Genomic DNA, 22,811 nt, shown 5'->3' on the forward strand with positions numbered 1-22,811 from the left:
ACTCACCAGGCCAGCTGGGCGATCTCCTCGGCCACCACCGCGCACGCGTCCGCCGCCGGGTCGATGAGCGGGAAGTGGCCGACGTCCTCCAGCAGCGTCAGGCCCACCACCTCGCCCGCCTTGGCCGCCGCGTCCGCGTAGGACTCGGCGACGGCCTGCGGGACGACGTCGTCCGTACGGCCCTGGACCAGGGTGGTCGCGATACCGGTGGGCAGCAGCAGCGCCGGGTCGGCGTAGCGCTGGCGTTCCGTGAACTGGTCCTGTCCGCCGAGCAGTTGGAGCGCCGCGTGGCCGCAGACCTCCAGCTTCTCCGCCATCGCGAAGTCGGCGATCGGGGCCAGGGCGACCACGCCCCGCAGCGGCGCCGGGCCGGACGTGCGCCACGCGGCGTCCGCCGGCAGGACGTGCCGGGCCGCCGCCCACAGCGCCAGGTGGCCGCCGGCCGAGTGACCGGTGAGGACCGTGCGGCGCAGGTCCGCCTGGGGCAGTGCCTCGCGGGCCAGCGCGGGCAGGGCGTCCAGCGCGGCCGCGACGTCGTCGAAGGTGTCCGGCCAGCGGCCGGCCACCGGGGCCGTGCCGCCCTGCGCGGGCAGGACCGGGCCGCGCCGGTACTCGACGTTGGCCACCGCGAAACCGCGCCGGGCCAGGAAGTCAGCGAAGGGAGTGAGGTGGCCGCGGTCGTACGGCGCCCGCCACGCGCCGCCGTGCAGGGTCACGACCAACGGCGCCACGGTCTCACCGCCGCGTGGCAGGTAGAAGTCGATCACCTGGTCGGGGTGGTCGCCGTAGGCCGCCGTGGTGTCGGGCTCGACATGCGGGTGCGAGAAGGCCGACTCCTCCTCGGCGGCGGCCCGTTCTGCTGCGGCGTCGTCCGGCATGCTCCAACCTCTCAGCGGTGTAGTGAAATTGGCGGACCAGGTGGGAAATTCGGCCGTTGGCCGGGACGGTATCAGGCCGGTGACGTGCGGCGACACGTGGATGTCACGCACGGTGAGGATTAAACGGTTCTGTACCGTCCCGGTCTTTCCGCGCCGGGTCGCCGTATCCGCTTGTCGACTCGCGGCGAGGTGTTACACGACCTCCGCGAGGACCCGCGCCGCCCGTTCCGCGTCCGCGAAACCGACGTACAGCGGCGTGAAGCCGAAGCGGAGCACGTCCGGATGACGGAAGTCCCCGACCACCCCGCGCTCGATCAGCCGCTTCATCACGTCCCCGGCGTCCGGGCAGCGCAGCGCGATCTGGCTGCCGCGCTCCTCGTGCGCGAGCGGGGTCACGCACGTGACGCGGCCCGCCGGCAGGTACGCCTCGACGCACTCCAGGAAGAAGTCCGTCAGGGCCAGGGACTTGGCGCGCACGGCGGACACCGGCACCTCGTCCCAGACCTCCAGCGCCGCCTCCAGGGCCAGCATGGAGAGGATGTCCGGGGTGCCGACGCGGCCGCGCACCGCACCCGCGGCCGGTTCGTACGCCGCGCGCATCCCGAACGGCTCGGCGTGCGAGTTCCAGCCGGGCAGCGGCGAGTCGAAGCGGTCCTGGAGGTCACGGCGGACGTACAGGTACGCCGGTGCGCCGGGGCCGCCGTTCAGGTACTTGTAGGTGCAGCCGACCGCCAGGTCGACGCCGTGCTCGTCGAGGCCCACCGGCAGCGCGCCCGCGCTGTGGCACAGGTCCCAGACGGCCACGGCCCCGGCGTCGTGCACCGCGGCGGTCAGCGACGGCAGGTCCAGGAGCCGGCCCGTGCGGTAGTCGACGTGGTTGAGCAGCACGGCGGCCGTACGGTCGCTCAGCGCGGTGCGCACGTCCGCCGGTGCCACCGGCCGCAGCGTACGGCCGGTGAGCCGGGCCGCCGACTCCGCGATGTAGCCGTCGGTCGGGAAGGTGGTGGCGTCGACCAGGATCTCGGTGCGCCCCTCCCCGGCCAGCCGCACCGCGCCGACCAGCGCCTTGAAGACGTTGACGCTGGTGGAGTCGCCGACCACGATCTGGCCCGCGGCCGCGCCGACCAGTGGGGCGATCCGGTCGCCGATCCGCTCCGGCGCCGTCCACCAGCCGCTCTCGTCCCAGGACCGGATGCGCAGTTCGCCCCACTGCCGCCGGACCACGTCCTCGACCCGGCCGGGGACGTGCGCGGGCAGCGCGCCCAGGGAGTTGCCGTCGAGGTAGACCACGTCGTCGAGGACGAAGCGGGAGCGGACCGCGGCGAGTTCGTCGGCGGCGTCCAGTTTCTCCGCGCGCAGGGCCTGTTCAGACATGGGACCTCGCCGTCCACAGCTCCGGGAACACGTTCTTGCGGGCGCGCTTCTCCAGCCAGGCGACGCCGGCCGAGCCGCCGGTGCCGGGCTTGGCGCCCATCGCGCGGCGGGTGGCGACCAGGTGGTCGTTGCGCCAGCGCCAGACCAGTTCCGCCACGTCGGTCAACGCCTCTCCGAGCCGGGCCAGTTCGGCGTCGCCGTCGCCCGAGTAGACGGCCGTCCAGGCGGCCTCGACGGCGTCCGAGGCGTCGTAGCGCTCGGCCACGTCACGGTGCAGCACGGCGTCCGGGACCGGGTGGCCGCGGCGGGCGAGGAGCCGTACCACCTCGTCGTACAGGCTCGGCTCGTGCAGGGCCTTCTCCAGTTCCGCGTGGACGCGGGGGGCTCCGCGGTGCGGGACGAGCATCGACGCGGACTTCTCGCCGAGCAGGAACTCCATCCGCCGGTACATCGCCGACTGGAAGCCGGAGCCGTCCCCGAGGGCGGACCGGTAGGAGTTGAACTGGGCGGGCGTGAGCTGGCCGAGCGGTTTCCAGGAGGCGTTCAGTGCCTCCATCTCCCGGGTGGACCGTTTGAGGGCGGCGATCGCGGTGGGGACGTCGTCGCCGCGCAGGGCGGCCGCCGCGGTCTCCCACTCGTGGACGATGACCGTGAACCACAGCTCCATGACCTGGGTCGTGACCAGGAAGACCATCTCACCGGGATCGTCGGAGAGGGTGTGCTGGAGGTGGGTGAGGACGTCCGCCCTGACGTAGTCCTCGTACGGCGTGGTGCCGGCGAAGTCGAGATGCGGGGTCTCGGGCTCCGAAGCCTCGTGGGGCTGAGCCTGAAGGGACATCGCTGTCTCCTGTTGTGTACTCCGGGTAGCGGTCCGCCCCTGCCGTTCTCGACACGGGGGCCCCGGTCCCCACCCGCATCTTCCGCAACGTACCCCGCACACGGCAAGGGCCGCCCGTTGCCAGACGGGCCACACCGGTCACCACCGGCACCGGATCACCCGGTCGGCCGATCCGGCGGGGGCGCGGTGGCAGACTGGCGCCATGACGACGCACAAGAACCTGCTCGGCGGCCCGGAGCCGACGTATCTGCCCGAGAACGAAGAGGCGTACCGCCTGCTGGGCGAGGAGAAACTGGCTCCGGTCGAGGTGGCGGCGAAGTTCCCGACCTTCTCGCTGGCCTGGGCACTGCTGGCCGACGACGCGTTCGAGCGCGGCTCGGTCGTCGAGTCGTACGCCTACGCGCGCACCGGCTACCACCGCGGACTGGACGCCCTGCGCCGCGCCGGCTGGAAGGGCCACGGCCCCGTCCCGTGGGACCACCGGGCCAACCGCGGCTTCCTGCGGTGCCTGGCCGGGCTCGCGCGGGCCGCGGGCGAGATCGGCGAGCAGGACGAGTACGAGCGGTGCTGGCAGTTCCTGAAGGACAGCAGCGCGGAGGCGTACACCGAACTCAAGGGCTGACGACCGACCCCGCCGGCGTCCCGTCCCGGTCCGGAACGCCGGCACCCTCCCGATCGGGCGCGGCGGCCCCCAGGCCCCCGCCCGCACCGCCGCACAGCCCCTTCCGGCCCCCTCCGGCGGCCACCCGGCGGCGGGACCGGGAGGGTCCTCCGCCTACGGCGGGCCGTTTACCGCATCCGCGGCCGGGCCGGCCGAGCACGGCGCAGGGGCCCGGTCGGGTGCGGAGCGGATACCGCGTCCGTGGTCGGGGGCGCTGGGGCGGGTTACGGGGCGGTTGCCGGTCGGCCGTCGGTCCGGGGGCTCTCCGCCTCCAGGGGTGGGGACATCACATTGCCGTGGGTGCGGCATTCCGGGCGGACGCAGCCCGGGGCCGGCCTGCGGACCAGGGCGAACGCCAGGGCCGAGCCGGCGACCAGCACCCCGGCGCAGATCGGCATGGCCCGGTCGAACGCCGCGTCGAACCTCACCGGCGACCGGTAGGCCTCCGGGCCCATCCCCGCGAGCAGCGGCAGCGCCGCCACCGCGATCAGGCTCGCCGCGCGGGCGGCCGCGTTGTTGATGCCGCTGGCGATGCCCGCGCGGGCCGTGTCCACGGAGGCGAGGACCGAGGCGGTGAGCGGGGCCACCAGGGTGACCATGCCGGCGCCCATGGTCACGACCGCCGGGAAGACGTCCGTCAGGTAGTTCGCGTGCGGTCCGACCCGGAGCATCAGCATCATGCCCGTGGCGCACAGCAGCGGCCCGACGGTGAGCGGCAGCCGGGGCCCGATCCTGTCGGCCAGCGCGCCCGAGCGGGCCGAGAAGAGCAGCATCAGCACGGTGCTGGGCAGCAGGGCCGTGCCGGCGCCCAGCGCCGAGTAGCCCGCCACCACCTGGAGTTGGAGCGCGGTGAGGAAGAAGTAGCCGCCGAACGCGCCGTACACGCACAGCGTGACCACGTTCAGCGCGGTGAACTGGCGGGAGGCGAAGATGTCCAGCGGGAGCATCGGGTCCTGGCTGCGTCTCTCGACGTACACGAAGGCCACACCGGTGCCGAGGCCCGCGAGGGCGAGCAGGGACATGGTCCCGGCGTCGATCAGCGCGTAGGTCACGAAGCCGAGGGTCAGGGCAGCCAGCACCGCGCCGAGCGCGTCGAACCGGCCGTGCGCGCGCCCGTCGGCGGACTCCGGGACGTGCCGCAGCGCGACGGGGACGCAGAGCAGGGCCAGCGGGACGTTCAGCAGGAACACCCAGCGCCAGCCGGGACCGTCCACCAGCCAGCCGCCGAGGAACGGGCCGATGGCCGCGCCGATGCCGCCGAAGCCCGACCACAGACCGACCGCCTTCGCCCGGTCGTCGGGATGGAAGGACGCCTGGATGAGGGCGAGCGAGCCCGGGGTGAGGAGGGCGCCGCCGATGCCCTGGAGGGCGCGGGCGGCGATCAGGACGATGTCGTTCGGCGCGAGGCCGCACAGCAGGGAGGCGGCGGCGAACCAGACGACCCCGAGCACGAAGATCTTCCGGCGGCCGTACCGGTCGCCGAGCGAGCCGCCGAGCAGGATCAGGCCGGCCAGCGTCAGCAGGTACGCGTTGACCGTCCACTGCAGGGCCGCGAGGCTGGTGTCCAGGTCACGGCCGATTCGGGGCAGGGCGACATTGACGACGGTGGAGTCCAGCAACGCCATGCTGGAACCGAGGACAGTGGTGATGAGGATCCACTTGCCCTGCGAGGAGGCGAGGCGGACGTCCGGCATGGTTCCAGGTATACAGCGGACCCGGCGCTGTAGCACCGGGTCCGCCGAGAACGCGGGGTGACCGTCGTCCGACGGCCGCGCGAACCTACTTGATCCTGTTGCCCGCCGAGCGCAGGTTCTGCGTGGCCTCGACGACCCGCGCGGCCATGCCGGCCTCGGCCAGCTTGCCCCAGGTGCGCGGGTCGTAGGTCTTCTTGGAGCCGACCTCGCCGTCGACCTTGAGGACGCCGTCGTAGTTCTTGAACATGTGGTCGGCGACCGGACGGGTGAAGGCGTACTGGGTGTCGGTGTCCAGGTTCATCTTCACGACGCCGTTCTCCAGCGCGGTGGCGATCTCCTGCTCGGTGGAGCCGGAGCCGCCGTGGAAGACGAAGTCGAACGGGGACGCCTTGCCGAACTTCGCGGCCACGCCGTCGGCCAGCTCCTTGAGCAGCTCGGGGCGGAGCACGACGTTGCCCGGCTTGTACACGCCGTGCACGTTGCCGAAGGAGGCGGCGAGCAGGTAGCGGCCCTTCTCGCCCAGGCCCAGCGCCTCGGCGGTGCGGATCGCGTCCTCGACCGTGGTGTAGAGGGAGTCGTTGATCTCGTGCGAGACGCCGTCCTCCTCACCGCCGGTCGGGGTGATCTCGACCTCCAGGATGATGTGGGCCGCGCGGGCCTGCTCCAGCAGCTCCTGCGCGATGGCCAGGTTGTCCGCGAGGGTCTCGGCAGAACCGTCCCACATGTGCGACTGGAACAGCGGGGTCAGGCCGGCCTCGACGCGCTTGCGGGAGATCGCGATCAGCGGACGCACGTACGCGTCGAGCTTGTCCTTCGGGCAGTGGTCGGTGTGCAGCGCGACGTTGACCGGGTACTTCTCGGCGACGACGTGCGCGAACTCGGCGAGCGCGACCGCGCCGGTCACCATGTCCTTGCTGTACTGGCCGCCGAGGAACTCGGCACCACCGGTGGAGATCTGGACGATGCCGTCGCTCTCCGCCTCCGCGAAGCCGCGCAGCGCAGCGTTCAGAGTCTGGGACGAGGTGACGTTGATGGCCGGGTAGGCGAACTTGCCTGCCTTCGCCCGGTCGAGCATCTCGTTGTAGACCTCGGGGGTTGCGATGGGCATCTGTCCGCTCCTTGGGTGTGCGGGTCGGCGTACTGCTGGTTCTCTACGGCCCTGACCTAGACCTTGAGGCACGACGTCATCGTCGTCCCCATCTTTCCAGACATGAACCGATGCTCCGGGCGCAGGCGCCGGAGACATCCGGGTCAATCCCATCCGTCGGCCGCGGGTCAGTCCAGCCCCAGTTCATCCTTCGAGAAGGCGAACAGATACGGCACGCCCGCGCCTTCGCGGATCTTCTCGTCGGCGCCGGTGGCCCGGTCGACGATGGTCGCCACGGCGACGACCTCGGCGCCGGCCTCGCGCACGGCCTCCACGGCGGCCAGCGGGGAGCCGCCGGTGGTGGAGGTGTCCTCGACGACGAGGACCCGCCGGCCCTTGATCTCCGGCCCTTCCACGCGGCGCTGCAGCCCGTGCGCCTTGGCGGCCTTGCGGACGACGAAGGCGTCGAGGCGGCGGCCGCGCGCGGCGGCCGCGTGCAGCATCGCGCCGGCGACCGGGTCGGCGCCCATCGTGAGGCCGCCGACGGCGTCGAACTCCAGGCCGTCGGTCAGGTCGAGGAGCACCTGGCCGACCAGCGGGGCGGCCTCGCCGTCGAGGGTGACGCGGCGGAGGTCGACGTAGTAGTCGGCCTCCAGCCCCGACGACAGGGTCACCCTGCCGTGCACCACGGCCTTGTCCTTGATCTGTTGCAGCAGCTCAGCGCGTGTGCCGTGCGGCGTTGCTTCGTTGACGTCCGTCATACCGACCAGCTTAGAGGCGCCGCCAGGTCCAGGTGGTCGTGGCTTCCAGCGGCTCCAGCGGGGTGACCAGACGGGGTGCCGTGTTGAGACCGTTCGGCGGACCGGTCTGCGGCTCCACGCACACGGCCGCGTCCTGCTCGTCGTAGACCACGACCCACTGCTCGCGGCTGGCCACCTTCAGCTCCAGCCGTTCCGGCCAGGTGAGGGTGACGTCGACGCCCTCGGGCATGCCGAAGCAGTCGTCCCAGGGGCCGGGTTGGGGATCGATGCGGTTGCCGGTGGGCAGGTGGTCCGTGCCGCGCTCCTCCTGCCAGGCGGGGGTGAAGCCGATCTGGGCGTCCTGGCCGTCGAGGGTGCGGTTGAACCAGGGATGCCAGCCGATCTGGGCCGGGAAGGAGTCGTCGTACGTCTCCACCGACATCGTCAGCGTCAGCGAGTCCTCGGTGAGCCGTACGTCGTGGGTGACGCGAGCCGGGTGCGGCCAGGGGGCGCCGAGTTCGCACGTCATCACGGCCTCGTCCGCGGAGCGGCGGGCGGTGCGCCAGGCGCCGTCGCGGGCGGTGCCGTGGATGGCGTGCGGCGGGGAGTTGAGCGGCATCTGCACGACGCGGGCGCCGTCGCGGAAACGGCCGTCCCGGATACGACCGCACCACGGCACCATCGGGAAGCAGCCGAAGCGGTCGCCCTGGCGCAGGAGTTCGAGGGACCCGACCTTCAGGCCGGCGATCCGGCCGCCGTTGCCGGGGCGCAGCAGGACTTCCGCGTCACCCGCGGTCAGTGTGATGTCTTCGTTACTCACGGGATGACAGTACCGGGGGGCGGGGCGGGGGCCGTCAGCGGCGTTTGCGCAGTGCCCTGGTGACCACGATCGCCGAGGCCAGGGCGACGGCCGCCGCCGGTGCGGCCCAGCGCAGGGCCGAACCCGCCGCGACCGTCTGCGGGGCCGGCACCGGCGCGTACCGGCCGCGGGGCGGCGCGTGGTCGACCTCTTCGGCGCTGCGGCCGATCATCGTGCGGCGGGCGTGGGCCGCCTCGGCGAAGATCTCGGGCAGGTCCTCGACCGGCTCGGGTGCCAGGGACGGCGGCGCCACCTCCGTCTCGACGACCGGCGGCGGCTGTTCCGGCGGCTCGGGCCGGGCCTCCCCGAGCCCCTCCACGAACCGGTTGAGCAGTCGGGTGGCCGCCGACTCCACGGCCTCCGGGGCCAGTTCGGCGACCCGCCCGTCGGCGGAGGCCGTACCCGTCACCGTGACCTCGCACCCCTCGTCCGTGTCCGCGAGGCGGAGCGTGAGCGCCAGTTTCACCGTGCCGTCGCCGCGGGCCTCGGTGGCGTCGCCGTCGACCGCGTAGGAGCCGTCGTCACGGGCGCTGACCCGCAGGGAGCCCCGGTAGGTGATGGAGTGGCTGCCGATACGGACCTTGACGCGGCCGGAGCCGGGGTCCGCGCCCGCGTCCTGCTGGAGGCCGGGGAGCGCCCGCGCGACCCGCGCGGGGTCGGCCAGCGCCTCCCTGAGCCGCGAGGCCGAGGCCGGGACGTACACCTGGTGCTCCATGCCGACTGAGCCTACCCAGGAGTCGGGCCGCCGTACCCTCCATGACGCACGGTCGGCGGCGGGCCGTCAGTACCGGGGGTCGATCAGCGTGGAGGGCGGCGGTCCGGGCCGCGGTGTGCGCAGCGCGTCCTCGCGCAGTTCGCGTCCGGTCAGCGTGTACAGCCGCGGGCCGGCCGCCGCCAGCCGCAGCCGGGGTGCGCGCCCGCCCGCCGTCGCCAGGACGAAGCCCCAGTCGTGCGGGGCCCTGGAGCCGCCGGCCGAACGGTCGGGTCCGGCGGCGAAGCCGGGGTCACGGCCGTGCACCCGGTAGGCGGTGGTGGCCAGGCCGGCGGCGCGCAGGGTCGCGTCCACCGTCCAGAAGTCACGCGCGCGGGCCTGGACCGGGCCGGCGTGCACGACCAGGCGGCCGCCGGGCGCGAGGGCGCGGCGGGCCAGCCCGTAGAACTCCTCCGAGTACAGCTTGGTGCTGGCCGTGATGGCGGGATCGGGCAGGTCGGCGATCACGACGTCGTACCCGGCCCGCGGGGCGGACTCGCGCAGCCAGCAGAAGGCGTCGGCGGTGGTCACCCGGACGTGCGGGTCGTCGTAGACGTGGGCGTTGAGCGCGGCGAGGCCGGGGTCGGTGCGGGCGAGACGGATCAGGTCGGCGTCGAGTTCGACGACGTCGACGCGGTCGACCCCGGTGTGCCGGAGCACCTCGCGGGCGGCCAGGCCGTCGCCGCCGCCGAGGATCAGCACGCGCGCGTGCGGGCCGTTCATCGCCGGGTGGACGAGGGCTTCGTGGTAGCGGCGTTCGTCGCGGCCGCCGACGCGCAGCCGGCCGTCGAGGAAGAGGTCGAGGGGGCGGCCGTGGGTGCCGCCGGTGAGGACGATCTCCTGGACGCCCGTCTGGAGGGCGACCCGGACGCCGTCGCCGTAGACGGCGTGCCGTGCGGCCCGTTCGAAGTCGTCGACGTGGGCGGCGGCCGTGGCGAGGACGCCGAGGACGGTCACGTTGACCAGGAGGAGCCGCCGGCGGGTCCGGCGGGTCAGGTCGCCGCGGAACAGGCCGAGGACCAGGGCGCCGCCGGCCAGGACGTTGACCGTGCCGGTGAGCAGGGTGCCCGTCAGCTGGCCGAGGAAGGGCAGCAGGAGGAAGGGGAAGGCGAGCCCGCCGACGAGCGCGCCGACGTAGTCCGCCGCGAACAGGTCGGCCACGGCGCCGCCCGCGTCCTGGCGGCGGATGCGCTGGATGAGTTCCATCAGCAGCGGCACCTCGGCGCCGATCAGCAGGCCGATGGCGAGGGAGAAGGCGACCAGGAGGCAGCGCGGCCCGGCCGACCACAGGCCGCCCCAGGCGCCGGTCCAGGCGAAGACGGCGTACAGGGCCAGCGCGCTGCAGCCGCCGACCAGCGCCAGCGCGGCCTCCAGGGCGCAGAATCCGGCGGCCGCGTGCCAGCGCAGCCGTTTCGCGGCCAGGGAGCCGACGCCCATGGCGAAGACCATCACGGACAGCACCACGGAGGCCTGGGTGACCGAGTCGCCGATCAGGTAGGAGGCGAGGGCGACGAGTTCGAGTTCGTACACCAGCCCGCAGGCCGCGCAGACGAAGACGCACGCCAGGACCAGGAACCGGCCCGTGCCCGGCCGCACGGGCAGCGGCGCGAGCGTGCCCCAGGGCGGCGGGGCGCCGGGAGGAGCGGGTGGGTGCGGATCGATCACTCTGCGACGTTACGTCACTCGCTCGGTACGCTTCGTCACCCACACGTGTGGAAATCGGTCTGCTTGACGGCTCGTTGGTTTATGTCATCCGGGGACGGGTTGCGCCACCGGGACCCGTACGCCGACCCTCGTCCGGGTCGCCACCAGCTGTCCGTCCTGCGGGTAGGCGTGCCAGGTCCGCCAGTGCACCTGGCCTTCGTGGCGCTGGGCGAGCAGTGCGGTGAACGCGTGCGGGCTGCCCGGGAAGACGCCCGCGAGGCCGTACGGGTGCTCGGAGACGAGGGCGAGCAGTTCCTGGGCGCGGCCCGCGAAGGAGCCGGGTGACAGCACCTCGACGCGGGCCGCGAACTCGTACTCCCAGTCGCCGATGCGCTTGGCGACGCCGAGCGGCAGCGGAGTGCTGGACCCCGGGATGCACGCCACCGTCTCCGAACAGCCGCCGCACTCCTCCTCCAGGAGTACCTGGTGGGACGCGCCCAGCAGTCTGAGCTGCAGCTTCGCCCCGGACAGTTCCAGGTCGAGGGTGGCGAGCGCGGGCAGCGGCTCGCGACCGAGGGCCCAGGCGAGGTCGGCCGCGCGCGTATCGGTGTAGGTGGTGTTCAGGGTCGTGAGCATGGATCGGCTCCGCTAACGCGCAGATGGGGAGGAGGGAGGTCCGGCGCACCTCGGTGGACACCGGGAGATCGGCCCGGCAGGGCCGGCCGGGGAAGGGTGTCGTCAGGACGTCCGAGGCACTGCTTCGGTGATTTAGAGGGAATCATGAACAGTGGCGCCACCACAGCGTTTTTACCCAACTTCGTGGGGTTTCCATCCCTCAGAGGGCTCCACAGCTCAACTGTTCAACAACGTGCTGCACCCTGCTCGCTCTGGCACACGCGGGGGCGTCCGGACGGAGCCTCACCCGCGCTCCGTCCGGACGCCCCGTTTCCCCCGTGTCCCCCCGTGGCCCCCGTGGTCGCCGGTCAGTTGCCCCCGCCGCAGCCGCCACCGCCGCCGCACGACGACCCGCCGCCGCAGGAGGAGTGCCCTCCGCCGCACGAGTGACCCCCGTGTCCGCCGCCGTGCCCGCCGTGGCCTCCGCCGTGCGAGGAGGACCCCGAGTCGCCGGCCCACCAGCTGCCGCCCCCGTCGTACGAGGAGGACCCGCTCCGTCCGCCCCTACCGCCCTTGCGGACCGCGCCCGCGACGATCGCCAGGCAGATGACCGCGGCCACCGCCACGATGACGACTGCGCTCATGGCGTCACCTACTTTCGTTCCGCGCGGAGCGACCCCCCGTGGGCGCCCCGGCCGCCGCGTGAGAGCGGCGTGAACCGGTGATGCCCGGCGCCCGCGGCGGCCAAAGCGGAGTTGAGGAACTCCAGAGCTTGGGCGCAGGATGACCGGCATGACCTCCAGCGAACGTCCTCTTCTGAATCGCCGGCTCGCCGAGTTCGGGACCACGATCTTCGCCGAGATGTCCGCATTGGCGCTGCGCACCGGGGCCATCAACCTGGGCCAGGGGTTCCCGGACACCGACGGGCCCGAGGAGGTCAGGGAGGCGGCCGTGCGGGCGCTGCGGGACGGACGCGGCAACCAGTACCCGCCGGGCCCGGGCGTCCCCGAGCTGCGCGCCGCGATCGCCGCCCACCAGGAGCGCCGGTACGGGCTGCCGTACGACCCGGACGCGGAGGTGCTGGTCACGGCCGGCGCGACGGAGGCGATCGCGGCCGCCCTGCTGGCCCTCGTGGAGCCCGGCGACGAGGTCGTCGCGCTGGAGCCGTACTACGACTCCTACGCGGCCTGCATCGCCATGGCCGGCGGCACCCGGGTGCCGGTCACGCTCCGCCCGGACGGCACGGCCTTCCGCCTGGACCTCGACGAACTCCGCGCCGCGGTCACTCCCCGCACCCGGCTCCTGCTGGTCAACACCCCGCACAACCCGACCGGCACGGTCCTCACGCGTGCCGAGCTGACGGCGATCGCCGAACTGGCGGTCGAGCGGGACCTGCTGGTCGTCACCGACGAGGTCTACGAGCACCTGGTCTTCGACGACGCCGGGCACCTGCCGCTCGCCGCCCTGCCCGGCATGCGCGAGCGCACGGTCACCATCGGGTCGGCCGGCAAGACCTTCTCCTTCACCGGCTGGAAGGTGGGCTGGGTGACGTCCACGCCGGAGCTGGTCACGGCGGTGCGGTCGGCGAAGCAGTTCCTGACGTACGTCTCCTCGGGCCCCTTCCAGTACGCGGTCGCCGAGGCCCTCGCCCTGCCCGACGCCTACTTCGAGGCCTTCCGCGACGACATGCGGACCAAGCGCGACATCCTCGCGGCGGGCCTCGCGGAGGCGGGCTTCACGGTCTACGACACCGCCGGCACGTACTTCATCACCACGGACATCCGCCCGCTGGGCGAGAGCGATGGCTTCGCCTTCTGCCGGGCGCTGCCGGAACGCGCCGGGGTCGTCGCCATCCCGAACGCGGTCTTCTACGACCACCGGGAGGAAGGGGCGCCGTTCGTACGGTTCGCGTTCTGCAAGCGGGCCGAGGTCCTGAAGGAGGCCGCGGAGCGGCTGCGGCGGCTGGGATAGCGGCCCCGGCGCGGGGCTGCGCCGACACCACCGACCGGCCGGGCTCCTCCGCTACCCCATCGGGCGCACATTTCTCGCACTTCGCCCCGGTCCCCCGCAGGGTGCGAATGTGAGCCACGCCAGCACCACCGCCAGCACCACCAACGGTCCGACCACCGGCACCACCGCCCTGTCGCCGTCGCTCGTCACGGCAGGCGGGGTCGCGCTGGGGCTGTTCGCGGCGGTCCGGCTCACCGGCATGGCCGTGGTCGCGCTGGCCGCCTGGGCGGGCGGCAGGCATCCGCTGACGCTGCTCGGCAGGTCCTGGGACTCGGTCTGGTACCTGGGCATCGCGGCCCACGGCTACGGCCGCACCCTCTTCTTCCGCCCCGACGTCGTCCACAGCGACCTGGCGTTCTTCCCGCTGTACCCGGGCCTGGTCCGCGTCCTGACCGCCGTCACCCCGCTGAGCGGGGCGGGCGCCGGGCTGCTGGTGTCCTGGACGGCCGCGGGCGTCGCCGCCGCGGGCATCTACGCGGTCGGCGCCCGGCTGCACGGCCGTACGGTGGCCACCGCCCTGGTCCTCCTGTGGGGCCTGCTGCCGCACTCCGTCGTGCTGTCCATGGCGTACACGGAACCGGTCCTGACCGCGTTCGCCGCCTGGTCCCTGTACGCAGTGCTGGCCGGGAACTGGCTGTGGGCGGGGGCCCTGGCCGCCCTGGCGGGCCTGTCCCGGCCCAACGGCTTCGCGGTGGCGGCGGCCGTGCTGGTCGCCGCCGTCTGCGAGGCGCGCCGCCGCCGCGGCAGGGCGTCCCCCAGGGTGTGGGCGGGCGCGGCCCTGGCGCCGCTCGGCTGGCTCGGGTACGTCCTGTGGGTGGGCCTGCGCACCGGCGATCCGTTGGGCGGCTACTTCGGCGTGCAGCGCCTGTGGGGGTCGCGGTTCGACCTCGGCCGGGGTTCGCTGCGCTTCGTCCGCGCCATGCTGGCCCGCGGCGACCGCTTCGTCTTCCCGATGGCCCTGATGATCGTGGCGGTGGCGGTGGTGCTCTTCGCGCTGCTGCTCCTGGACCGGGCGCCGCTCCCGCTCCTGGCCTACACCGCCGTCCTGCTGCTGATCGCGGTCGGCGGCTCGGGCTTCTTCGAGTCCAAGCCCCGCTTCCTGCTGCCGGCCTTCCCGCTCCTCCTCCCCCTGGCCCGCGCGCTGGTGCGTACGGCGAGAGCCCGGCCCTGGCACGCGTCCGTGGTGGTCGCGGCCCTGGCCGGGCTCTCGTTCGGCTACGGCGCGTACCTGGTCGTCTTCGCCGGCACACCCCTGTAGCGCCGCCTACTCCTCGTCGTCGCCCTCGGCCTCGCCGGCCTCGTCGACGGCCTCCTCCAGGCCCAGCTGCTCGACCAGCCACTTGTCGAACTCGATCGCGGCCCGCACCCAGCTGACCGTGGACGACACGAAGTGGTTGATGTCGACGCCCATGCCGATCAGCATCTGCGCCTCGCCGATGAGGCGGACGGTGCCGTCGTCATGCGTGTGCGTGTAGACCTTGGGCCACAGCGTCCGCCGGTTCCAGTCGTCGATGGACTCCAGGAGCTGGGGCTTCTCGTCGATCTTGTGGGGGCGGTCGTAGAACGTCCGCACCGAGAAGACCGACTGCTCGTCCTCGCCGCGGAACATGAAGTACGTGCGGAACTGCTCCCACGGCGCCGTGAGGTCGCCCTCGTCGTCGACGACGTACTTCAGCTCCATCTGGTCGAGGAGCTGCTTCACAAGATCCTGATCCGGGACGACGGGGCCCGCCGGTCCTTGGGGCTGCGGCTCGGGCTGGCCCCCGAAGTTCGGAATCGAGGACGGGTCGATGGTCACCGTGATTTTCCCTTCATACGGATCCCGCCATCCTCCCCCATCCGGGGAGGGGGGTGGCAACCCCCGCCCCGGCGGGTTCATCTCCCGTTGGCGCAATTCCGCTCAGAGCGTTTTCCCGGACTCCTGACCGGTGCCTTCGACGCCTTCCGCGGCCGGTTCCGACGCCGTCAGCGGGCCCACGATCAGGCCGTCGCCGAAGGCGTCCACCCGGATCGTGTCGCCGTCCTTGACCTCGCCGGAGAGGATCTCCCTGGCGAGCCGGTCACCGATGGCGGTCTGGACCAGCCGGCGCAGCGGCCGCGCGCCGTACGCCGGGTCGTTGCCCTCCTCCGCGAGCCAGGCCAGGGCCTCCTGGGTGATCTCCAGCGTGAGCCGGCGCTCGGCCAGCCGCTGGGCCAGCCGGTCGATCTGGAGCCGGGCGATCCGGGCCAGTTCGTCCTTGGCCAGGGCGGAGAAGACGACCAGGTCGTCCAGGCGGTTGAGGAACTCGGGCTTGAAGGAGCGCCGGACCGTCTCCAGGACCTGGCTCTTCTTCTCCTCCTCGCCGAGCAGCGGGTCCACCAGGTACTGGCTGCCCAGGTTCGACGTCAGCACCAGGATGGTGTTGCGGAAGTCGACCGTGCGGCCCTGGCCGTCGGTGAGGCGGCCGTCGTCCAGCACCTGGAGGAGGATGTCGAAGACCTCCGGGTGGGCCTTCTCCACCTCGTCCAGGAGCACCACGGTGTAGGGCCGGCGGCGGACCGCCTCGGTCAGCTGACCGCCCTCCTCGTAGCCGACGTATCCGGGCGGGGCGCCGACCAGCCGGGCCACGCTGTGCTTCTCGCTGTACTCCGACATGTCGATCCGGACCATCGCCCGCTCGTCGTCGAAGAGGAAGTCCGCGAGCGCCTTGGCCAGTTCCGTCTTGCCGACACCGGTCGGGCCGAGGAAGAGGAAGGAGCCGGTCGGGCGGTCCGGGTCGGCGATACCGGCACGGGAGCGCCGTACCGCGTCCGACACCGCGCGCACGGCCTCGGTCTGGCCGATCAGGCGGCGGCCCAGCTCGTCCTCCATGCGGAGCAGCTTCTGGGTCTCGCCCTCCAGGAGGCGTCCGGCGGGGATGCCGGTCCAGGCGGCCACCACGTCCGCGATGTCGTCGGAGCCGACCTCGTCCTTGACCATGGTGTCCTTGGCCGTCTCCTCCTCGGCCTCGGACGCGGCCTCCAGCTCCTTCTCCAGCTGTGGGATCTCGCCGTACAGCAGCTTGGAGGCGGTGTCGAAGTCACCGTCGCGCTGGGCGCGTTCGGCGGTGCCGCGCAGTGCGTCGAGCCTCTCCTTCAGCTCGCCGACCCGGTTCAGGGACCGCTTCTCGCGCTCCCAGCGGGCGTTGAGACCGCGCAGGTCCTCCTCCCTGTCGGCGAGGTCGCGGCGCAGCTTCTCCAGGCGCTCCCGGGAGGCCGGGTCGGTCTCCTTCTCCAGCGCCAGCTCCTCCATCTTCAACCGGTCCACGACACGCTGGAGTTCGTCGATCTCGACCGGCGAGGAGTCGATCTCCATGCGGAGCCGCGAGGCCGCCTCGTCGACCAGGTCGATGGCCTTGTCGGGGAGGAAGCGGGAGGTGATGTAGCGGTCGGAGAGGGTCGCGGCGGCGACCAGCGCGCTGTCCGCGATCTGCACCTTGTGGTGCGCCTCGTAACGGCCCTTGAGGCCGCGGAGGATGGCGATGGTGTCCTCGACGGTCGGCTCCGCCACCAGCACCTGCTGGAAGCGGCGCTCCAGCGCCGGGTCCTTCTCGATCCGCTCGCGGTACTCGTCCAGGGTGGTGGCGCCGACCATGCGCAGCTCGCCGCGGGCCAGCATCGGCTTCAGCATGTTGCCGGCGTCCATCGCGGAGTCGCCGCCGGCGCCCGCGCCGACGACCGTGTGCAGCTCGTCGATGAAGGTGATGACCTGTCCGTCGGAGTCCTTGATCTCGGCGAGGACGGTCTTCAGCCGCTCCTCGAACTCACCCCGGTACTTCGCGCCCGCGACCATCGCGCCCAGGTCGAGCGCCACCAGCCGCTTGTCCTTCAGCGACTCGGGCACGTCGCCCTTGACGATCCGCTGGGCCAGGCCCTCGACCACGGCGGTCTTGCCGACGCCCGGCTCTCCGATGAGCACGGGGTTGTTCTTGGTGCGGCGGGACAGCACCTGCACGACCCGCCGGATCTCCTGGTCGCGCCCGATGACGGGGTCGAGCTTGCCGTCCCGCGCGGCGGCCGTGAAGTCGGTGCCGAACTTCTCCAGGGCCTTGTACTGGCCCTCGGGGTCGGCGTTGGTCACGCGGCGGCCGCCGCGCGCCTTCTGGAAGGCCGCCACCAGCTTCTTCGCGGTGGCGCCCTGCCGGCCGAGCACCTCGCCGGCCGCGCCGCCCTTGGCGGCGATGCCGATGAGCAGGTGTTCGGTGGAGAGGAAGTCGTCACCGAGGTCGCGGGCCCGCTCGCCCGCGTCGGCGAGGACCGCGAGCAGGTCGCGGTTGGGCTGCGGGGGTGCGACCGTGGATCCGGTCACACTGGGCAGGGCGGTCAGCACCCGCTCGGCGCCCTGCCGTACGACGGCCTGGTCCGCGTCCACGGCCGCGAGCAGGTCGGTGATGTTCTCGTTGTCCTGGCCCGCAAGCAGAGCCAGCAGCAGGTGGGCAGGGGTGAGGTCCGCGTGCCCCTCGGTCACGGCCCGGCTGCTGGCCGCGTTGATCGCGTCCCGGCTCCTGTTGGTCAGCTCGGCGTCCACGTTCGCGTTCTCCTCCTCGGCGTCGTTCGGCTGACTCAGCCAACGTACACAAAGTTGAGTCTATTCCACTCAAGGTGGAGACGGGAGCCCTTCCGGGAACCGGGTTCGGCAGCTTGGGGGATGCGCGGACCGGAGCGCCGGGAGGGGGGCCACGGAGGCGCGGCGGCCGGAAGGCGCCGACGCGGGGGCCCGGAGGGGGAACGGCGGGCGGCGGAGCCGCGAGGGCGCCGTCGGCGGGCCGCCAGGGGCGGGATCGGGCCGTCGGGCCGGGGCGGCCGCCCTGTTCTGCGGGCGGTCCAGCGGCGGAATTGAGCCACCGTGGACCGTGGCCGAAACCTGCCGATAGGCGGAAATGTCCCCCGAAAACTGCAGCGGCGTCACCGTGTTCAGGTCACGGTGACGCCGCTGCGGGGGGAAGCACCTGAGCGATCTTTTACGACGGGGGAATCGCGTCAGGCACTGCGGGGGGTGGCCGAGATGGTCCTCACGTCCGGGACGTCCGGCTCAGCCAGCCGGTGGTCCCGTTGGTCCAGGTTCACAAAGATCATTCCGTACCGGACGGCACACCGCACGGGCTGTGGCGCGCCCCGCGGCTTGCGCAGGCACCGGTAGGCCCGTACGTCCTCGTCCTCGTCGCGCGTCACGACGACCGGCTCTCCGAACACGGTCACCATCAGCGAGTCACCGCTGTGGGGGATGGCGGTGACCAGGTCGATGAAGTGCCAGCCGGAGCGGTAGGCGGTGGCCATCTCGCGGCGGAAGGATCGGTCGTCCGGTGGGGTGGTCACGTCAGCTCCCGGTTCCTTCCACGGTGTCCACGGCGACGCTCGGCCAGCTGGTGTTGGCCTGAACATCACCCTTCGCTCCGGAAACACCACTCCACGCAACGAGGGCCGCGACGACGGAGCAGGTCGCGACAAGCACCGAGCGAAGCAATTTCCCGCGCATGTTCGACTTCGTCCTCACTTGAAGTTCCTGCTTCCCCGTCTTGTACGACGATGGCTCATTCGGGCACGTCATGGCCACACAATCAATGCATCATGTTCCTGCATGTTCAGGACCCTGGGGGGTGGAGATTTGATAACGAATCAGACAAAGGAGACGCATCCCCACGCTGTGACAGAACTGTGTGAGGACGGTGCCCGTGTCTACTCCACAGCTCTGCGCGCGGGACGCGTCGCGCGCGCGGAGGCGGAGACGGCCCCTTGCCTGATGGAGTTCGCCCTGCTCCACCCGGATCCGGACGACCCCGACTGGCTGCGTCCGGTGCCTCCCGCGGTGGCTCTGGCGCGACGGCTCGGCCCGCTCGAACGCGAGATCTCCGAACGCCGGCGGCTCTCCACCGAGCTGGCCGAGTCGTTCGAGCCCTTCATGATGCTCGGCACACAGGTCGCGGCGAGCAGCGACTCGATCGCCGTGCTCGAAGGCGGCGAACGGATCAACGCGGCGCTCAACCTGGCCACGGCCCAGTGCCAGAAGGAGGTGCTGAGCGTCCACCCGAGCGAGCGGATCTCCGAACGCAACGTGCTGCTCGGGATGGAGCGCGACCGGCCGCTCGTGGAGCGCGGGGTCCGGATCCGCACCCTGTACCAGCACACCGCGCGGCACAGCCCGGAGAAGCTGGCCTACGCCGCCTTCCTCGCGGACGGCAAGGCGGAGTACCGCACGATCGACGAGGTCGTGGAACGCCTGATCATCTGCGACGAGACGGTCGCCTTCATCCCCATCCGGGACGACCAGCAGGTCGCGCTCGAAGTGCGCCACCCGGGCCTGGTCCGCTATCTGATCAAGGTCTTCGAGTTCATGTGGTCCCGCGCGGTCCCCCTGAACATCGACGGACCCTACGAAGCGGCGCCCGACGGCATCACGGAGATCCAGCACTCCATCGCGAAGCTGCTCGTGGAGGGCCACGTGGACGAGGCCATCGCCCGCAGGCTCGGGATGAACGTCCGCACCTGCCGCGCCCACATCGCCAAACTGGCCCAGGCGCTCGGCAGCGGCAGCCGGGCCCAACTCGGCTACCTGATAGCGCAGTCGGGGATCCTGGACAGCGACAGCACGCCTCCGGCGCCGGAGACCGGCCGTTGACCGCGGCCGGGCCCCACGAGCGCGCCGAGGGCCGCCCGGCCCGGCCGGCTCACCGCACGCTCGGGGATCCCTGGTCGGGAAGGCCGACCGGGGGCGCTGTCGTGCTCGTCTCGCCCGGCGGCCGGTCCAGCCCCACCTGAGCTATCCGCACGCCCAGTTGGGTGCGGCTGGCCGCGCCGAGCGTCTCCGAGAGGCGGGCTATGTGGGCGCGGCAGGTGCGGACGCTGATGCCGAGGCGTTCGGCGATCACCGCGTCCTGGTGACCCTCGGCGAGCAGCGCGGCGATGGACTGCTCGCGGTGCGAGATGCCCTCGATGCCGGTGTCGGGGAGCGGGGCGGTGAGGGGGATCGCCAGGCGCCACAGGCGCTCGAAGACGGTGACGAAGTACTCGACCAGCGCGGGGTGGCGCAGTTCCAGGGCCATCGTGCGGTCGGCGTTGGCGGGGATGAAGGCGACCGTGCGGTCGAAGAGGATGAGGCGGTCGATGACCTCGTCGAGCGTCCGGGCCTCCACCGCGTCGCCCATCAGCTCCAGGTAGTTGAGCAGACCCTGGCCGTGCCGGGCGACATGGGTGTACAGGTCCCGCATCCGCACGCCGCGGCCGCGCAGGGCGACCGCCCGGTGCAGCCCCTCGGTCAGCTCCGACTCCCGGCGGATGCCTCCCGGCTGGACGGTCAGCACCTCACTGGTGCAGGCCTCCGTGGCCTCGTCCATGGCCGCCTGGATGCGGGACAGCCCGTCCAGGACCCGGATGGCCGCCGTGCCCTCCGCGGAGGCCGACGCGGCCTGCAACTGCCGTCCCAGACCCGCGTACCACTCGAAGGCGGCGACCGCCGAGCCCACCCGCCGCTGGCTGTCGGTGACCTCGTCGTGGACCCCGCGCAGCAGCCGGATCATGACCTCCTGCGGGGAGGTCGGCACCAGCCAGTCCATGTCGTCGGGGTCCGGGTGCAGCAGCGCCAGCTCCAGCAGGCACGGCACCGCGTCGGCGTCGGTGCGCGGTACCCGGCCCCGGCGCACGGCCCGGGAGTACACGCGGTCCCCGGCGGCGCACAGTCGGTCGGCACCGTGTGGATGCTTGTCCGCCCCGTGCCCGGCCATCGGCCATTCCACCCCCGGTTTGCTGCCTCTTCCGCAGCGCAACTATGAGCGGTCGGGACCGGGTCCGCAACACGGCTCCCCTCGCACCGGGCATCGGAATACCCCGGTACGTCCCCTATCTCCCGGCCTCCGCGGGCCGTTCCGCAACAAGATGACAACGGTGTCCACGGGCCGCGCCGGCCTCGTGGACAGCGCTTCCCACGGGTGCCCGCCGGACGCCCGCGAAGCCCGGTCCGGACGCCCCGCGGAGGCCCGGTCCGGACGCCCCCAGGAGGCCCGGTCCGGCCTCGCCTGGGGGTGCGGGAGACCCCCAACTCCCCTAAGGGGAAGGGGCGTCAGGGGAGGGCCGCTCGCGGGCACGTCACGCGGCGGAAGCGGCGGCGACCGCCTCGTCACGGGGCCGCCCGCAGGCTCCTCCACGGCCGACGGCGGCCGTGGAGGTCCTGACCTCTCCGTGCGCCCGCGGGGGCCTACTTGAGGCCGGCCTGCGCGCAGGCCGTCTTGTAGGCGGCGGTGCAGATCTGCGAGACCTTGTAGATGCCGTCGGCGACGACGGTGTCCTTGATCTTGCTCTTCGTCACGGCGCTGACCTGAACCAGCTGGGCCGGGATGTCCTTGGTGGTCGGGCTGTCGACCTGGTCCTGGGTGAGCGCGTCGAACTGGATGTCCTTGCCCTGCACCTTGTAGACGGCCATCTCGGCCGCGGCCTCGGCCTCGTTCGGGTAGGGCTTGTAGACGGTCATGTACTGCTCGCCGATGAGGATCCGCTGAATGGCGTCGAGGTCGGCGTCCTGGCCGGTGACCGGCGGCAGGTTGGTGATGCCGGCCGCCTTCAGGGACTTGATGATCTCGCCCGCCATGGCGTCGTTGGCGGAGTAGACGGCGGCCACGTTGTCCTTGCCGATCGCGTCGATGGCCTTGGTGACCTCCTTGCCGGCGGTCGGCGGGTCCCAGTCCTTGGTGTCGAAGGAGGCACCGGAGGGGATGTCCACCTTGCCGGACAGCTCGGACATCGCACCCGTCTTGAACTGCTTGGCGTTCGGGTCCGTCGGCGAGCCGTTGACCATGATGACCTTGTCGGAGGTGTCGGCGTCCGGTCCGAGCCCCTCCAGCAGCGTGCGGGCCTGCACCTCGCCCACCAGTTCGTTGTCGAAGGAGACGTAGGCGTCGATCGGGCCCTCGGCGAGACGGTCGTAGGCGATGACCGGGATGCCCGCGGCCTTGGCCTTCTTCACCTCGCCCGCGATGGCGTGCGAGTCGACCGAGTCCAGGATGATCACGTCTACCTTGTCGTCGATCATCTTCTGCATCTGCTCGGACTGCTTGGAGGCGACCGAGCCGGCGTTGGCGTACGCGATCCGCCCCTGCTTGTTGGTGAGCTCCGCGATCTTGGCCTTCATGATCGGGTAGTCGAAGTTCTGGTACCGGGTGTTGACGATGTCCGGCATCAGGACACCCACGGTGATGTCGTTGCCCTTGGTCGGGCTCGCGGTGGTCGACGACCCCGTCGCGTTGAGCACGCCGCAGCCGGCGAGCGAGAGGGTCATCGTGGACGCGGCCACAAACATGGCTATACGACGCATTCGGGGGCTCACTTCAGGTGCGTTCCGGACTTGGGACTGCTTGCGACCCAGATGTCTGAAAAGACAACGCGTACGCCATACCCGGCGTCAAGCGGAACCACTTAACGAGTGCGCAACACTACGCTCCGCTGTGTCTGTGAAGGCGATGCGGAATCGCCTGCAAACACTCTTTACGGACCCTCCATCCAAAGGGAGTTCATGGGAAGGTAAAGATCAGCACATCCAACTCCTCTGCTCATGAGTCGACTACGGCGACGGCCCTCTCCGTCGAGACGGAAACGGCCAGAGGATCGAATGAAGCCAGCCAGACGCTCCGCGGCCGGCGCCGTGGTGCTCGCCAC

At 72.0% G+C, this 22,811-nt stretch carries 20 protein-coding genes; 4 read left to right on the top strand and 16 right to left on the bottom strand.

Annotation, left to right across the window (positions count from 1 at the left end; all coding sequences use genetic code 11):
- Positions 1-2 precede the first annotated feature (2 nt).
- The 3 genes from ACIRQ9_RS28175 to ACIRQ9_RS28185 form a co-directional block, all read right to left on the bottom strand.
- On the bottom strand, positions 3-878 hold the full coding sequence (locus tag ACIRQ9_RS28175) for an alpha/beta hydrolase (RefSeq protein ID WP_404179244.1): 876 nt from the start codon (positions 876-878) through the stop codon (positions 3-5).
- 192 nt (positions 879-1,070) lie between these two features.
- A complete protein-coding gene (kynU, locus tag ACIRQ9_RS28180; protein ID WP_404179247.1) occupies positions 1,071-2,252 on the bottom strand; it encodes a kynureninase in 1,182 nt (393 codons plus the stop codon).
- Positions 2,245-3,090 (bottom strand): tryptophan 2,3-dioxygenase family protein, encoded by an 846-nt coding sequence (locus ACIRQ9_RS28185; RefSeq protein ID WP_404179250.1) that lies wholly within the window; start codon positions 3,088-3,090, stop codon positions 2,245-2,247. Before ACIRQ9_RS28185 ends, kynU begins: the two co-directional genes overlap by 8 nt.
- A 202-nt stretch (positions 3,091-3,292) precedes the next feature.
- Here ACIRQ9_RS28185 and ACIRQ9_RS28190 point away from each other — a divergent pair, with 202 nt between their 5' ends.
- Positions 3,293-3,712 (top strand): DUF3151 domain-containing protein, encoded by a 420-nt coding sequence (locus ACIRQ9_RS28190; RefSeq protein ID WP_403303001.1) that lies wholly within the window; start codon positions 3,293-3,295, stop codon positions 3,710-3,712.
- A gap of 263 nt (positions 3,713-3,975) precedes the next feature.
- Here the strand turns inward: ACIRQ9_RS28190 and ACIRQ9_RS28195 are convergent, their stop codons facing one another.
- From ACIRQ9_RS28195 to ACIRQ9_RS28230, 8 genes are all read right to left on the bottom strand, one after another.
- Positions 3,976-5,445, bottom strand: a complete 1,470-nt coding sequence (locus ACIRQ9_RS28195) for an MFS transporter (RefSeq protein ID WP_404179254.1) — start codon at positions 5,443-5,445, stop codon at positions 3,976-3,978.
- An 85-nt stretch (positions 5,446-5,530) separates the two neighbouring features.
- On the bottom strand, positions 5,531-6,553 hold the full coding sequence (fbaA, locus tag ACIRQ9_RS28200; RefSeq protein ID WP_404179257.1) for a class II fructose-bisphosphate aldolase: 1,023 nt from the start codon (positions 6,551-6,553) through the stop codon (positions 5,531-5,533).
- A gap of 167 nt (positions 6,554-6,720) precedes the next feature.
- Complete coding sequence (gene pyrE, locus ACIRQ9_RS28205; protein WP_404179260.1) at positions 6,721-7,293, bottom strand: orotate phosphoribosyltransferase; 573 nt, start codon at positions 7,291-7,293, stop codon at positions 6,721-6,723.
- A gap of 10 nt (positions 7,294-7,303) precedes the next feature.
- Positions 7,304-8,092 (bottom strand): aldose 1-epimerase, encoded by a 789-nt coding sequence (locus ACIRQ9_RS28210; RefSeq protein WP_404179263.1) that lies wholly within the window; start codon positions 8,090-8,092, stop codon positions 7,304-7,306.
- A gap of 34 nt (positions 8,093-8,126) precedes the next feature.
- Positions 8,127-8,846: an SRPBCC domain-containing protein gene (locus ACIRQ9_RS28215; protein WP_404179266.1), complete on the bottom strand. Its 720-nt coding sequence runs from the start codon at positions 8,844-8,846 to the stop codon at positions 8,127-8,129.
- Between the two features lie 66 nt (positions 8,847-8,912).
- Positions 8,913-10,547, bottom strand: coding sequence for a polyamine aminopropyltransferase (locus tag ACIRQ9_RS28220; protein ID WP_404179269.1), 1,635 nt, complete (start codon positions 10,545-10,547; stop codon positions 8,913-8,915).
- Between the two features lie 84 nt (positions 10,548-10,631).
- Positions 10,632-11,162, bottom strand: coding sequence for a DUF2617 family protein (locus ACIRQ9_RS28225; protein ID WP_351317352.1), 531 nt, complete (start codon positions 11,160-11,162; stop codon positions 10,632-10,634).
- A 347-nt stretch (positions 11,163-11,509) separates the two neighbouring features.
- Positions 11,510-11,785 carry a hypothetical protein gene (locus ACIRQ9_RS28230; RefSeq protein ID WP_404179272.1) on the bottom strand — a complete coding sequence of 92 codons (276 nt, stop codon included), beginning with the start codon at positions 11,783-11,785 and terminating at the stop codon, positions 11,510-11,512.
- A 139-nt stretch (positions 11,786-11,924) separates the two neighbouring features.
- Here ACIRQ9_RS28230 and ACIRQ9_RS28235 point away from each other — a divergent pair, with 139 nt between their 5' ends.
- Together ACIRQ9_RS28235 and ACIRQ9_RS28240 are read left to right on the top strand one after the other, a co-directional pair.
- Complete coding sequence (locus ACIRQ9_RS28235; RefSeq protein ID WP_404179275.1) at positions 11,925-13,112, top strand: pyridoxal phosphate-dependent aminotransferase; 1,188 nt, start codon at positions 11,925-11,927, stop codon at positions 13,110-13,112.
- A gap of 109 nt (positions 13,113-13,221) precedes the next feature.
- Positions 13,222-14,409, top strand: a complete 1,188-nt coding sequence (locus ACIRQ9_RS28240) for a glycosyltransferase family 39 protein (protein WP_404179277.1) — start codon at positions 13,222-13,224, stop codon at positions 14,407-14,409.
- A 6-nt stretch (positions 14,410-14,415) separates the two neighbouring features.
- Here the strand turns inward: ACIRQ9_RS28240 and ACIRQ9_RS28245 are convergent, their stop codons facing one another.
- From ACIRQ9_RS28245 to ACIRQ9_RS28255, 3 genes are all read right to left on the bottom strand, one after another.
- Positions 14,416-14,949 carry a YbjN domain-containing protein gene (locus tag ACIRQ9_RS28245; protein WP_404179280.1) on the bottom strand — a complete coding sequence of 178 codons (534 nt, stop codon included), beginning with the start codon at positions 14,947-14,949 and terminating at the stop codon, positions 14,416-14,418.
- A gap of 102 nt (positions 14,950-15,051) precedes the next feature.
- Complete coding sequence (gene clpB, locus ACIRQ9_RS28250; protein WP_404179283.1) at positions 15,052-17,697, bottom strand: ATP-dependent chaperone ClpB; 2,646 nt, start codon at positions 17,695-17,697, stop codon at positions 15,052-15,054.
- 452 nt (positions 17,698-18,149) lie between these two features.
- The gene (locus tag ACIRQ9_RS28255; protein WP_351317863.1) at positions 18,150-18,446 is read right to left on the bottom strand and encodes a (2Fe-2S)-binding protein; all 297 of its coding nucleotides are present in this window, start codon (positions 18,444-18,446) and stop codon (positions 18,150-18,152) included.
- A 301-nt stretch (positions 18,447-18,747) separates the two neighbouring features.
- On the opposite strand from ACIRQ9_RS28255, the gene ACIRQ9_RS28260 reads away from it, so the two are divergent.
- The gene (locus tag ACIRQ9_RS28260) at positions 18,748-19,785 is read left to right on the top strand and encodes a helix-turn-helix transcriptional regulator (RefSeq protein ID WP_404179286.1); all 1,038 of its coding nucleotides are present in this window, start codon (positions 18,748-18,750) and stop codon (positions 19,783-19,785) included.
- Between the two features lie 49 nt (positions 19,786-19,834).
- On the opposite strand, the gene ACIRQ9_RS28265 is transcribed toward ACIRQ9_RS28260, so the two are convergent.
- Both ACIRQ9_RS28265 and ACIRQ9_RS28270 read right to left on the bottom strand, forming a co-directional pair.
- Entirely contained in the window at positions 19,835-20,887 is a 1,053-nt protein-coding gene (locus tag ACIRQ9_RS28265) for a LuxR C-terminal-related transcriptional regulator (RefSeq protein WP_404179289.1), read from the bottom strand.
- A gap of 470 nt (positions 20,888-21,357) precedes the next feature.
- Positions 21,358-22,470: a sugar ABC transporter substrate-binding protein gene (locus ACIRQ9_RS28270; protein WP_404179293.1), complete on the bottom strand. Its 1,113-nt coding sequence runs from the start codon at positions 22,468-22,470 to the stop codon at positions 21,358-21,360.
- Positions 22,471-22,811 lie beyond the last annotated feature (341 nt).

This window comes from Streptomyces sp. NPDC101237, from assembly GCF_044767465.1.
GTDB lineage: Bacteria > Actinomycetota > Actinomycetes > Streptomycetales > Streptomycetaceae > Streptomyces > Streptomyces gramineus.

What these genes read in the sequence shown, in the direction of transcription:
- ACIRQ9_RS28175 (WP_404179244.1), bottom strand. Translation starts at nt 878, where the DNA reads ATGCCGGACGACGCCGCAGCAGAACGGGCCGCCGCCGAGGAGGAGTCG.
- kynU (WP_404179247.1), bottom strand. Translation starts at nt 2,252, where the DNA reads ATGTCTGAACAGGCCCTGCGCGCGGAGAAACTGGACGCCGCCGACGAA.
- ACIRQ9_RS28185 (WP_404179250.1), bottom strand. Translation starts at nt 3,090, where the DNA reads ATGTCCCTTCAGGCTCAGCCCCACGAGGCTTCGGAGCCCGAGACCCCG.
- ACIRQ9_RS28190 (WP_403303001.1), top strand. Translation starts at nt 3,293, where the DNA reads ATGACGACGCACAAGAACCTGCTCGGCGGCCCGGAGCCGACGTATCTG.
- ACIRQ9_RS28195 (WP_404179254.1), bottom strand. Translation starts at nt 5,445, where the DNA reads ATGCCGGACGTCCGCCTCGCCTCCTCGCAGGGCAAGTGGATCCTCATC.
- fbaA (WP_404179257.1), bottom strand. Translation starts at nt 6,553, where the DNA reads ATGCCCATCGCAACCCCCGAGGTCTACAACGAGATGCTCGACCGGGCG.
- pyrE (WP_404179260.1), bottom strand. Translation starts at nt 7,293, where the DNA reads ATGACGGACGTCAACGAAGCAACGCCGCACGGCACACGCGCTGAGCTG.
- ACIRQ9_RS28215 (WP_404179266.1), bottom strand. Translation starts at nt 8,846, where the DNA reads ATGGAGCACCAGGTGTACGTCCCGGCCTCGGCCTCGCGGCTCAGGGAG.
- ACIRQ9_RS28225 (WP_351317352.1), bottom strand. Translation starts at nt 11,162, where the DNA reads ATGCTCACGACCCTGAACACCACCTACACCGATACGCGCGCGGCCGAC.
- ACIRQ9_RS28230 (WP_404179272.1), bottom strand. Translation starts at nt 11,785, where the DNA reads ATGAGCGCAGTCGTCATCGTGGCGGTGGCCGCGGTCATCTGCCTGGCG.
- ACIRQ9_RS28235 (WP_404179275.1), top strand. Translation starts at nt 11,925, where the DNA reads ATGACCGGCATGACCTCCAGCGAACGTCCTCTTCTGAATCGCCGGCTC.
- ACIRQ9_RS28255 (WP_351317863.1), bottom strand. Translation starts at nt 18,446, where the DNA reads ATGGCCACCGCCTACCGCTCCGGCTGGCACTTCATCGACCTGGTCACC.
- ACIRQ9_RS28260 (WP_404179286.1), top strand. Translation starts at nt 18,748, where the DNA reads ATGTTCAGGACCCTGGGGGGTGGAGATTTGATAACGAATCAGACAAAG.
- ACIRQ9_RS28265 (WP_404179289.1), bottom strand. Translation starts at nt 20,887, where the DNA reads ATGGCCGGGCACGGGGCGGACAAGCATCCACACGGTGCCGACCGACTG.
- ACIRQ9_RS28270 (WP_404179293.1), bottom strand. Translation starts at nt 22,470, where the DNA reads ATGCGTCGTATAGCCATGTTTGTGGCCGCGTCCACGATGACCCTCTCG.